Here is a 12,026-nt window from a genome sequence, read left to right on the forward strand (position 1 = left end):
CGCAGCCATCATGCCCATGCCCAGCAGATCGCGTTGGTCCGCAGATCATACCGTCGCGACTGGCAAAATTATGGCATTGCAGCAATCAGCCGCAAATGACGATCACGCGATCTTCGGCAGATGGATTGCGCGGCCCAATGCCTGCTCGACCAGATCGAACGTATCGACGACAACGCGCATGCTTGTCAGCCGACCGCCGCGGAATTGCGCGAATTGTGCGAGACGCAGGCTGATCGGCCGATTGGTGTCGAGCGCCGTCAGCGAGAAGCGCATCATCGCCGAGCCGGAATCCTCGCTCAGCAACACGTTCTCGCGCTCATAGCGATGCACGCGCACATTCTGCGCGATCTGCCTGCAGACCTCGAGAACGGCAGCCTTGCCGTGCCGAGCGCCGAGAAATGGAAACATGTCGATCGGACCGAACACGGCCCACTCGATATTGTCGTCAATCATGGCGGCGAGATCGTCGAAATGCTGATCGTTGATCGCGCGGTGCAACGCGCGCGACAAACGCCAGAGGCAATGCTCTGTCATTTGATATGGATCCTGGATGGCTGAAACTCAAAAGCCCGGGCAGCAAAATGGGCCCGGCAAAGTCGTGTAATCAATTGAAGCTTAAAGTAATATAATTTCGCGTGCATTGCAATGAATATTTTTGCAATGCACAAATGCTGATTGACTCATCAATCGCGCCAATTGCTGGCGGCCCTAGCGGGGGAGGGTATCCCGCTCCCGATTCTGGAGATGTTCGACGCTGAGCTCCACGGGACGGGATGCAGCGATACCGAACAAGATGGCCCCGGCGACCGCGCCGAGCAAGGCGCCGATCGGCATGAAGGTGAAGAACACCAGCATGGCGCTATAGCCTTCGAAATTCGTGGTCTTGAAGAATTCGACCCAGGCGACACCGGCACCGATCCCAAGCGCGCCGCCGCCGAGCAGTCCGAGGACCAGGCCCAGCAGGATCAACAAGACAACTTTCATGCAAATTCCCCGACCACTCAAATTGCGTCAAATCAACGCGACTGAAGGTTCAAAGGTTCATCGCTTTTTGGCGGTGGCGATCACGGGAGCCAAATGTCGGAACGTGGCTCATCGCGCAGCGTTGATTCCGCGTTCACGAACGGAGGGTCTGATGACCAAACACATCCAGCCGGTGCCGCCAGAGAACCGCAGCGACAAGGGGCCGTGGAACGTGCCGAAGGTGCAACTCGACGACACCAAGGGCCATCGCGACGACGAGAAGCACAATATCCGCGAACAGGCCGCGCACGGCAATCTCGTGCAAAATACGTCCAACCGCCGCTCCGGGTGATCGCAATCGGGAGCCGGGCGTCTATATAGACGTGATGGCTCCCAAACCCGTCATTTCCGCAAGATTGCGCCGTGCGCCGCCGATCCTCGTCTGCAAGAAATGCCTCGGCCGCATCGATGACGGCAAGAAGCTGCGCAAGGCGCTGAAGTCGGATTCGAAAACCCGCAGCCGGAACCAGGATGTGAAGCCGCCGCGCGTGGTGATGACGAGCTGTCTCGGCATCTGCCCGAAGCGGGCGGTGGTCGTTGCAAGTGCGGCGACACTGCAGGACGGGAAGTATCTGTTGCTATCGGAGGCCGAGGCAAGCGGCGAGGCGATTGAAACGCTGATGCCGGATTGATTTGTCGTTCCCGCGAAGGCGGGGACCCAGAACCACCGTCGATGTATTTGAAACGGTGGCACTGATAGGTGAGTGCGATTAGATCGACAGCGTGTATGGGTCCCCGCCTTCGCGGGGACGACATGAGTTCATGCCGCCGGCTTCACCGGCTCTTCATCCAGCGGCACATGCTCCATTTCCTCGCCGAACGAAATCGGATGCGCCATCGCCTCGTGCAGCTTGTGGGCATCGAGTTCGCCCTCCCAGCGGCTGATCACGATGGTGGCGACACCATTGCCGATCAAGTTGGTCAGTGCGCGGCATTCGCTCATGAACTTGTCGATGCCGACGATGATCGCGAGCGACGTGATCGGGATATCGGGAATGATCGACAGCGTGGCCGCCAGCGTCACGAAGCCCGCACCCGTCACGCCCGAAGCGCCTTTCGAGGTGAGCATGGCGACGCCGAGGATCGCGGCCATCTGGCCATAGGAGAGATCCGTATTGGTCGCCTGCGCCAGGAACAGGATGGCCAGCGTCATATAGATATTGGTGCCGTCGAGATTGAAGCTGTAGCCGGTCGGGATCACCAGGCCGACCACGGGCTTCGATGCACCGAGCGCTTCCATCTTGGTGATCATGCGTGGCAGCACGGTCTCCGACGATGAGGTGCCGAGCACGATCAGCAATTCATCCTTGATATAGGCGATGAAGCGCAGGATCGAGAAGCCGAAGGCGCGCGCGATGCCGCCCAGCACCAGCAGCACGAACAGCAGCGATGCCGCATAGAAGGTGACGATGAGATAGCCGAGATTGACCAGCGCACCGAGGCCGAACGAGCCGATGGTGAAGGCCATCGCACCGAACGCGCCGATCGGCGCCAGCTGCACGATCATGCCGATGATGCGGAAGAACATTTTTCCGGCGAGGTCGATGCCATGCGCAATGGCTTCGCCGGGCTTGCCCATATGAGAGATCGCAAAGCCCGACAGGATCGCCACCAGCAGCACCTGCAGCAGATCGCCCTTGGCCAGCGAGTCGAAATAGGAGGTCGGGATGATTGCCATCAGATGGCTGACAAAGCTCTCTTCCTTGGCGCGCGTCACATAGCTTGCGACCGACTTCGCATCGAGCGTGGCGGGATCGATATTGAAGCCCGCGCCGGGCTGCAGGAAATGACCGACCAAGAGGCCGATCAGCAGCGCCACCGACGACACCACTTCGAAATAGAGCAGTGTCTTGCCGCCGATGCGGCCGACCTTGCTCATATCGCCGATGGAGGCGATGCCATGCACCACGGTGCAGAAGATCGCCGGTGCGATCATCATCTTGATGAGCGCAATGAAGCCATCGCCGAGCGGCTTCAGCGCCTTGCCGGCATTGGGATAGAAGTAACCGAGCGCCACGCCGATGATGATGGCGATGATCACCTGGATATAGAGGATCTTGTACCAGGGTTTTTTGGGCATCGTCGTTTCCATCCCACTAGAGGCGCTTGATGTCAGGCGCGTGCGTGCGGCCCGCTGCCTGCAACACTATCCGGTTTAACTGCGACGGAACATCGCAGCTTGTACAGGCCTATGATAAAAATCAGGCGCAGCCCCGCCATGTGCGATGCGCATGCGGGAGCCAACTGTGCAGGTGTCGCGGTGCCGCAAATGTGAGTTTGTCAGGCAAGGCGTGTCCGAACCTGTAGGATGGGTTGAGCGCAGCTGCGCAGCGCCGAAGCGATAACCCATCGGCGGAGCAACCCGCAGGCGACGGCCGATGGGTTTTCGCTGCGCTCAACCCATCCTACGGGCCGGCGTTTGCCGATCGACCATGTCAAACAGCCACGTCCTGGAAATTTCTTGCGCGCACGCGCCGTCCTTGTCGCGTCCGCGGCGCGAGGTGGAGGTCCCTGGTTTCCCCCTCGACAGGTGAGGGGAATGACGCGCCAAGAAGCGCAATTTGGGTAGTCCATGCGATGTGCTCGGGCTGAAACGTCAGCCTCCGCCCATCGCAACGCCTCTCGGCGCGCCATCACGGGACTTTTGGCTGGAGGACCATTCTTTTTATGCACCGGCGCGTCCCTTACTCCCTGCCGTAGCAGGTTTCGGTTTCGCTGATCCCGACGGATTTCTCCGCCGTTCGCCTGTGCCGTCTCAGCCGAACTATCGGCAGCCCCTCGTAATGGGGGCGGACGGTGACCCCCGGCCTCCCGAGTCCTGCTTGCGAGGCAGGCCGCGGGCTCCGTATCCTGCCCCACCGCTCAAGACGCCCTCGAGAAGCGCCCCTCGTGAACAGGACGGGAAGAGGTATATTATCCGTTAGGAATTATGTCAAGCGCCTGTCACTGCCGTGCACGCAGGCGATCAAGTCTTAATATCGCGCGACTGTCTGCATGGCTTCGTCGCTGCGCTTCTCGCAATGACGACCGTGTGAGAGCCATCGACTACTCGGCGTAACCGATGCTCCAACTCACCAGCACCGGCTTCACGGCCAGCAGCTTCGCGTCCGATGACGACAACTTCTTCTCGCCGATCAGTCCCGCATGTTTCTTCGCGTCCAGCGCCATGCCGGGCGAGAAGCGGAGCATCAGGCCGCAGCCGCCGGGGAGGCTGGCGAGCTTGCCTTTGAGATCGACGACATAGCCGCCATAGTCCCATTCGAATCCGTTCAGCCTGAACGGCTGGCCGTTGAGTTTAGCGACCTCGTCCAGCGTCATGCCGATGCGGATGCCTTCGGGGCCGGTCCAGGTCGAGGGCTTCTTCGCGCTCGCGGAGGAGAGACCGCTGCGCTTCTTGTCGTCGATCCATGTCACTTCGAGACGGCGCGACGGATCCGCGCGATAGAGCACGCTGGCTTCGAACGTCTCGCCCTCGGCGCCGTCAACTTTCTGGATCGCAACATTCGGCGCGCCAAAGGCCTGCTGCAGTTTGGCGTGCGAGGAATCTTTTGCGAAGGGGCCGCTGCAGGCGAGGGTGAGCGGCGCGGCGCTGGAGAGCGGTGCGGATTGCTGGGCATGTGCAGCGGTGGTGGCGAGCAGGAGCGCGGGCAAAGCGAGCAGGCGAAGCGACATCAGGGTTCCCCAAGATTGGTATCTGCATCTGTCGCGGAACTGGGCGTTTATGTTCAATTCCGAACAGCGACGCGCACTGGTTTCGGGCAGTGTCGCGCGTGACGCGGTTTCGCTGCGCATGGGGATCAGCGAGCGCCGCGGCGGGCGTTGCGGGTTCAGCCGCCGCCCGCCGTGGTCGTCGCGTGTCCGTGAATGGAACTGCGGGTTCCTGTGTCCTGTCGTGTAGCCAGCCTGTTGCCGGTAGCGTAACGTGACTGCACCGGCTGCGAGCCGATCGCTGCAAAGGACATCATGGACATCGACCATATCGCGCGCGCGCAATTGCTCGAAGGCATCGAGGCGCTGGCGGGAGCGCGCAGCATCGACGCCGTGGTCGACGTGCTGCGCCGCTATGCCCGCGATATCGCCGGGGCCGATGGCATCTGCGTGATCCTGCGCGATGGCGATCTCTGTCACTACGCCGCCGAGGATGCCACGGGGCCATTGTGGACCGGGCAGCGCTTTCCCATGGCCACCTGCGTGTCCGGCTGGGTGATGCTGAACCGGCAGGCGGCGATGATCCCCGACATCTATGTCGATGATCGCGTGCCGCATGATGCCTATCGGCCGACATTCGTGCGCAGCATGCTGATGACGCCGGTAGGATCGCCCGAGGTGACGGCGGTGATCGGCGCCTATTGGGCGGAAACGCTGACGCCGCAGCCGGCGACCATCGAACGGCTGGAGACCCTGGCGCGCGCCGCCGCCATCGCCTTCGAGAGCGCAAAGCTGCTCGACGCGCTCACGGTCAGCGAGCGCCGCTTCGAGGGCATCGCCGACAGCATCGACCAGATGATCTGGTCGACGCGGCCGGATGGTTTCCACGACTACTACAACAAGCGCTGGTACGACTACACGGGCATGCCATCGGGCTCGACCGATGGCGAAGCCTGGAACGGCATGTTCCATGCCGAGGATCAGGAGCGCGCCTGGGCGCGCTGGCGCCACAGTCTTGCGACCGGCGATGTCTATGAGATCGAGTACCGGCTGCGGCACTGGAGCGGCGAATATCGCTGGGTGCTCGGCCGCGCCTGGCCGGTGCGCGACGATCACGGCGTGATCACGCGCTGGTATGGCACCTGCACCGATATCAACGAGCTGCGCATGGCCCAGGACGATCTGCGCGAGCTCAATGCCTCGCTGGAAAGCCGCGTGGCGGAGCGCACCACCGAATTGCAGCGCCAGATCGACGAGCGCGAGCGGATGGAGACGACGCTGCGGCAGATGCAGCGGCTGGAAGCCGTGGGCCAGCTCACCTCGGGCGTGGCGCATGATTTCAACAATCTGCTCACGGTGATTCTCGGCAATCTCGAATTCCTGCAGCGCGACGCCGGCCAGACCGCCGATCCGAAATTCGGCCGCCGCGTCGCCAATATGAAGCAGGCGGCCGAGCGCGGCGCCAAGCTGACCGCGCAACTGCTCGCCTTCTCGCGCCGGCAGCGGCTGGAGGCGAAGCCGATCGATCTTAACGACACCGTGTCGAGCATGCAGGATCTGTTGCGATCCTCCATGGGCGGCAGTGTCGGCATCGAACTGGTGCTGCATCCGCAATTGTGGTCGGCGCTGGTGGACCAGACCCAGCTCGAACTCGTGATCCTCAACCTCGCCATCAATGCGCGCGACGCGATGCAGGTCGGCGGCGCGCTGGCGATCGAGACGGCCAATGCCACCGTCGGCCCGCCGCAGCGGCCGGAGGAGCCGGCGGCCGGCGATTACGTCGTGGTGTCGGTGGCCGATACCGGCAGCGGCATGTCCGAAGCGGTGCTGGCGCGGGCATTCGAGCCGTTCTTCACCACCAAGGAAGTCGGCAAGGGCTCCGGACTCGGCCTCGCGCAGGTGTACGGATTTGCAAAGCAGTCCGGCGGCGGCGTGCGGATCGAGACGCGGGTCGGCGAGGGCACGGTGGTGAAAGTCTATCTGCCGCGCGTCATCGACGCCTCGCCGGCGCTGGCTGTCGATGATGGCGCGATGCTGGACCTGGTGCCGGGCTCGACGCGCGTGCTGGTCATCGACGACGACAGCGCGGTGCGCGAGATCACGGTCTCACTGCTGCAGCAGATGGGCTGCAGCGTCGAGGACGCCGGCAGCGGCGGCGCCGGGCTCGATCTGCTCGCGCGCTCCGAGGCGGCATTCGATCTGGTGGTGCTGGACTTTGCGATGCCGGGGATGAACGGCGCGGAAGTGGCGCGCGAGATCGCGAAGGATTTTCCCGAGCTCCCGGTGCTGTTCGTGACCGGCTATGCGGATCTTACGGCGCTGCGTGAGGTCGGCGAGGATCGGATTGCGCAGAAGCCGTTCGATCACGCGGAGTTCGCCGCGAAGGTGAAACGGCTGCTGGGTGTGGAAGCGGGCGCGAGCAATGTGGTGGCGATGCGGCGGTAGATGCTGTCGTCCCCGCGAAGGCGGGGACCCATAGCCTCCGACGATGCAATCGAAACGGCAGAGCCTATTTCAACTATCTCGACAGCGTGTATGGATCCCCGCCTTCGCGGGGATGACAAACTACTTCTTCTTCCACCCGCCCCGTTGCCCCGGCGCGCCAGCCGTCGATCGCGGCGATGGCCCGAATTCCGGTCCCGACTCCCGCGAGTTCTTCGGCTGGAAGATCTTGCTCTCCATGCCCGGACCCATTTCATCCAGCGTCGGCTTGCGCGCCTTGCTGCTGAACTTGCCGCGCGCCTTGCCCTGGGCGGCCTTGTCGAGCTGGGCCGGCAGATTGGCGGCGCTGCCGTATTTCTTCTCGCCCTTGTAAGCACCGCCGCGTGCGGCGACGCCACGCTGCTTGATGGTGGGATCGTCCACGACAGCGAGCTCGGTGGCGCGCAGACGCTTCACCTCGTCGCGCAGGCGCGCGGCTTCCTCGAAGTTCAGGTCGGCCGCAGCCTCGCGCATGCGCACTTCGAGATCGGCCAGCACCGCCTCGAAATTGTGGCCGATGGCAATGGCATCATCGGCCATGCCACCACCGCCGATATCGACTAGCACGCGGTCGCCTTCATAGACCGAGCCGAGAATGTCGCCGATCGACTTCTTCACGCTTTCCGGCGTGATGCCATGAGCGGTGTTGTATTCGACCTGCTTCTCACGGCGGCGATCGGTCTCGGCAATGGCGCGCTGCATCGAGCCGGTCATCTGGTCGGCATAGAGAATGACGCGGCCATCGACGTTGCGCGCGGCGCGGCCGATGGTCTGGATCAGTGACGTTTCCGAACGCAGGAAACCTTCCTTGTCCGCGTCGAGGATCGCGACCAGCGCGCATTCGGGAATGTCGAGGCCTTCGCGCAACAGATTGATGCCGACCAACGCATCGAACGCGCCGAGGCGGAGATCGCGGATGATCTCGATGCGCTCGATGGTGTCGATGTCGCTGTGCATGTAGCGCACGCGAATGCCCTGTTCGTGCAGGAATTCGGTGAGGTCTTCGGCCATGCGTTTGGTCAGCACGGTAATCAGCGAGCGATAGCCCGCCGCGGAGGTGGCGCGGACTTCGCCGAGGAGATCGTCGACCTGCGTGCGCGCGGGACGGATATTGACGGGCGGATCGATCAGGCCGGTGGGACGGATGACCTGCTCGGCAAACACGCCGCCGCTTTCCTGCAGCTCCCAGCCCGACGGCGTCGCCGAGACGGCCACGGTCTGCGGGCGCATCATGTCCCACTCCTCGAAGCGGAGCGGGCGGTTGTCCATGCAGGAGGGCAGGCGGAAGCCGTATTCCGCCAGCGTTGCCTTGCGGCGGAAGTCGCCTTTGAACATGCCGCCGATCTGCGGCACGGTGACGTGGCTTTCGTCGGCGAAGACCAGCGCATTGTCCGGCACATATTCGAACAGGGTCGGCGGCGGCTCGCCGGGGCGGCGGCCGGTGAGATAGCGCGAATAGTTCTCGATGCCGGCGCAGGCGCCAGTGGCTTCCATCATTTCGAGATCGAAGGTGGTGCGCTGTTCGAGCCGCTGCGCTTCCAGCAGGCGGCCCTGATTGTTGAGCTGGTCGAGCCGCCACTTCAGCTCTTCCTTGATCGACTTCATCGCCTGGATCAGGGTCGGGCGCGGCGTCACGTAATGCGAATTCGCGTAGATCTTCACGAATTCCAGCTCGTCCTGCTTGTGGCCGGTGAGCGGGTCGAATTCCTCGATGCTCTCCACGGTGTCGCCGAACAGGTTCACGCGCCAGGCACGGTCTTCGTAATGCGCCGGGAAAATGTCGATGACATCGCCGCGCACCCGGAAGGTGCCGCGCGTAAAATCGTGCTGGGTGCGCTTGTATTGGAGCGCGACGAGGTCGGCGATCAGCTGGCGCTGGTCGATGCGCTCGTCCTTCTTCAGCGCGAAGGTCATGGCGGTGTAGGTCTCGACCGAGCCGATACCATAGATGCAGGACACCGAGGCCACGATGATGACGTCGTCGCGCTCCAGCAGCGCGCGCGTTGCCGAATGGCGCATGCGGTCGATCTGTTCGTTGATCGACGAATCCTTCTCGATATAGGTGTCGGTGCGGGGGACGTAGGCTTCGGGCTGGTAGTAGTCGTAGTAAGAGACGAAATATTCGACGGCGTTGTCAGGGAAGAAGTTCTTGAACTCGCCATAGAGCTGGGCGGCCAGCGTCTTGTTCGGCGCGAGGATGATCGCCGGGCGTTGCGTTGCCTCGATCACCTTGGCCATGGTGTAGGTCTTGCCGGAGCCGGTGACGCCGAGCAGTACCTGGGTGCGGTCGTTGCGGTCGATGCCCTCGACCAGTTCCTTGATGGCGGTGGGCTGGTCGCCCTTCGGCTCATATTGCGATTTCAGCTCGAAGCGCACGCCGCCTTCGGATTTCTCCGGGCGTGGCGGACGGTGTGGCGTCCAGACTTTCTGGTCCTTGAATTCCGGGCGGCCATCGCGCACCAGCGCTTCCAGCGCATCGGCGGTCGCCTGCACGCCGAGCGCTTCCATCTTGTTGCGTGGCGGGCGTGCCGTCAGCGCTTCAGCGTCTTCCTCCTCGGTGGTGAAGCCGAGCTGCTTGGCCAGTTCCGGATCCAGCGTCGGGATCGAGGCCGAGGTGTTGTAATTGGCCTGCGGCGCCTCCTCCAACCCCTTCTGCTCGCTCAGGCGTGGCGCATAGGGCGCGACCACGGGCTGCGGGAACGGTTGCAGCGGCGTCGGGCGCATGCCCTGATCGCCTTCGAATTTCTTCGGCGTTGATTTGCGGGCGCGATGAACCGCGGCCTCACCGCCGGAACGACGCTCGAAGGAATTGCTCGGCGGCGGCTGCAGGCCGGTGCCCGAGCCCATGCCGGCATCGCCGCGATTGATGGCGGGATTCAGCAGTTCCGCCAGCGCCGGTCCGATTGGTTTGACCTCGGGACGTCCGGCGCCCGGCTTCGCCTTGGGCGTCTTCGTTGATTTAGCGGGCTTTTTCGGAGTGTCGGGTTTCTTCGCCATGGCCGGAATATGGGATGGCAGAGGTGGCATGACCAGTGTCAGATCAAGATGCAATTTTAGATTGAATGATAGTTATCCTTCGTCTTTACTGGGGTCTTTCAGGGAGGTCGGGATGGCATTTTCGCCGACATGAGCCCGACATTTTTGGTCATGGCCGATTTTCAGATCACCAAGGCTCCGCCATTGCGTTTCGATGGCGATTTTCAGCTGAAGCCGAATGACGGCTACGAGCCCAGTGACGCCGAACGACAATATGTCCAGCGCGTCCGTGGCTTTCTCGATCGCCTTGCACTGGAAGACGGTGCCGACAGAGCGGCCAACTACCCAAAGCCGCCACTGACGGTTCGCATTGATGCGCGCAGGGCCGCTGCGGCGGCGCTCGAAGCCGACGCGGAGAAATTCGTCAGCGGCATGAATTCCGCGGGTGATGGATCACGTCTGGATGCGATTGCGACCGCCTATGATGCGACGGTTCCCAAATTCGGATCAGCCGATCCTGCCGTGCCGCGATTCGAGGGTGACTTCGACCTCATCGTCATTCCGGGCTATCAGCCCACCCAGGATGAGGCTGCGTTCTTCGATAGTATCAAGCGCGCGGGGCAGGAGTTCGCTGCGGACAAGCGTCTCGATCCCAATGGCGGGTTCACGCAGAACGTGATCAACGCCAGGGAAATACAGCGCAAGTCGAGTGCCGACGCCTTGCGGCGCCAAGTGGACACCTATTGGAGCAATCCGCTGTTGGCAAAGGATGCGGCTGAAAGCGTGATGCTCCTGCGCGGCCGCTATCAGGCGCGTCGCGACCGGCTTACACGCTTGCTGTTCAATGTCCGGCTGACGCCGGATGTCGATCAACCGATCGACGAGACGACGGAACGGGCCCTGGATATCAGCCTGTTCGGTGGTCTTGCGGCGCCACAGGACAAGCCTTCGGCGGAGAAGCAGGAACTCTACGTCCAAATTCACAAGACCAATACCGTCATCCGCACCGTGTGCGAACGTCTTCGCGAGCGCGCGCAGACGGGATTGCGTGCCCGGACTTTCGGTGCCGACAGCGGGGCGGAGCGGCGCGCGCGCATGCTGATGAACGAATTTCTCGTGAAGCTTCACGGCATCGCCGTTATCGGCCTTGAACTCGAATTTCCGGAGCTCGCGAAGCTGACCTTGGCCGAACTGCAGAATGAGTTCTACACGCTTGAAGCCGGCCGCATCAAAAACATGTATGTGCGCCGGCTGGGTCTATGGGCAGGTGCCGCGGCGCTATGCTTCATCGGCTACTATGTCTTTCTTCAGTCGCGAGCCGAAAGCTGGCCGTGGAGCTATGATCACAAAAGCTTTTTGCTTGCAGCATGCGGAGCCGCCATCGGGACGTGGGCATCGTTCTCGGTACGTCGGGACAAATTTGCGTTCGATGATCTCGTGATGGCCGAAGAAAACGCACTCGATCCTCCGCTGCGGATCGCATTCGTCACCGTGCTGACGATGGCCGCGTGCCTGCTATTCTGGAACAACGCGATCAATCTCGAAATCGGTGGCCTCAAGACTCATCCGGAGCACTTCAAGCTGGCCGGCTCGGTGGCGCTATTGATTGGCCTGTTTTGCGGGCTCTCGGAGCGCGCGCTGGCCACGGCGATCGCCGGCCGCGCGGCGTCCTTCGTGAAAGGCGTTGGCGGAGGCTGAACACGAAACAAAGGTGCGTCGGATTTGCGCTCGGACATTTCTGCGAAGGATATGTGCGCATCACTGTCGGACGAAATATCGGTGTCGAACCAAGTTGCAGGATTGTCGGGAGATAATTCGCGGTTGCTAATTCTGGACTAATTCCAGTTCACCAAGCTCTCTGGCCGCTTCTGGCATTTCAGGTGTCCAGATACTCTCTC

General features: G+C 62.3%; 9 protein-coding genes. 4 read left to right on the forward strand and 5 right to left on the reverse strand.

What is annotated here, in order from left to right; translation table 11 throughout:
- Nucleotides 1-102 precede the first annotated feature (102 nt).
- Together AC1RQ5_RS08675 and AC1RQ5_RS08680 are read right to left on the reverse strand one after the other, a co-directional pair.
- Nucleotides 103-534 (reverse strand): nuclear transport factor 2 family protein, encoded by a 432-nt coding sequence (locus AC1RQ5_RS08675; RefSeq protein ID WP_493198261.1) that lies wholly within the window; start codon nucleotides 532-534, stop codon nucleotides 103-105.
- Nucleotides 535-708: 174 nt separating this feature from the next.
- Nucleotides 709-984, reverse strand: coding sequence for a hypothetical protein (locus AC1RQ5_RS08680; RefSeq protein WP_398476854.1), 276 nt, complete (start codon nucleotides 982-984; stop codon nucleotides 709-711).
- A 151-nt stretch (nucleotides 985-1,135) separates the two neighbouring features.
- Here AC1RQ5_RS08680 and AC1RQ5_RS08685 point away from each other — a divergent pair, with 151 nt between their 5' ends.
- Together AC1RQ5_RS08685 and AC1RQ5_RS08690 are read left to right on the forward strand one after the other, a co-directional pair.
- On the forward strand, nucleotides 1,136-1,315 hold the full coding sequence (locus AC1RQ5_RS08685) for a hypothetical protein (protein WP_398476852.1): 180 nt from the start codon (nucleotides 1,136-1,138) through the stop codon (nucleotides 1,313-1,315).
- Nucleotides 1,316-1,349: 34 nt separating this feature from the next.
- On the forward strand, nucleotides 1,350-1,655 hold the full coding sequence (locus AC1RQ5_RS08690) for a (2Fe-2S) ferredoxin domain-containing protein (protein ID WP_493198263.1): 306 nt from the start codon (nucleotides 1,350-1,352) through the stop codon (nucleotides 1,653-1,655).
- Nucleotides 1,656-1,783: 128 nt separating this feature from the next.
- On the opposite strand, the gene AC1RQ5_RS08695 is transcribed toward AC1RQ5_RS08690, so the two are convergent.
- Both AC1RQ5_RS08695 and AC1RQ5_RS08700 read right to left on the reverse strand, forming a co-directional pair.
- Nucleotides 1,784-3,103 carry a dicarboxylate/amino acid:cation symporter gene (locus AC1RQ5_RS08695; protein ID WP_398476848.1) on the reverse strand — a complete coding sequence of 440 codons (1,320 nt, stop codon included), beginning with the start codon at nucleotides 3,101-3,103 and terminating at the stop codon, nucleotides 1,784-1,786.
- 965 nt (nucleotides 3,104-4,068) lie between these two features.
- Nucleotides 4,069-4,695, reverse strand: coding sequence for a hypothetical protein (locus AC1RQ5_RS08700; RefSeq protein ID WP_493198265.1), 627 nt, complete (start codon nucleotides 4,693-4,695; stop codon nucleotides 4,069-4,071).
- A gap of 291 nt (nucleotides 4,696-4,986) precedes the next feature.
- Between AC1RQ5_RS08700 and AC1RQ5_RS08705 the strand changes: the two genes are divergently transcribed.
- On the forward strand, nucleotides 4,987-7,116 hold the full coding sequence (locus AC1RQ5_RS08705) for a response regulator (protein WP_493198267.1): 2,130 nt from the start codon (nucleotides 4,987-4,989) through the stop codon (nucleotides 7,114-7,116).
- A gap of 120 nt (nucleotides 7,117-7,236) precedes the next feature.
- Here AC1RQ5_RS08705 and uvrB read toward each other — a convergent pair whose 3' ends face one another.
- Nucleotides 7,237-10,149 carry an excinuclease ABC subunit UvrB gene (gene uvrB, locus AC1RQ5_RS08710; RefSeq protein WP_493198268.1) on the reverse strand — a complete coding sequence of 971 codons (2,913 nt, stop codon included), beginning with the start codon at nucleotides 10,147-10,149 and terminating at the stop codon, nucleotides 7,237-7,239.
- A 150-nt stretch (nucleotides 10,150-10,299) separates the two neighbouring features.
- Here uvrB and AC1RQ5_RS08715 point away from each other — a divergent pair, with 150 nt between their 5' ends.
- Nucleotides 10,300-11,826 (forward strand): hypothetical protein, encoded by a 1,527-nt coding sequence (locus tag AC1RQ5_RS08715; protein ID WP_493198269.1) that lies wholly within the window; start codon nucleotides 10,300-10,302, stop codon nucleotides 11,824-11,826.
- Nucleotides 11,827-12,026: the final 200 nt, after the last annotated feature.

The organism is Tardiphaga sp. GW821-FHT12E02, from assembly GCF_058807155.1.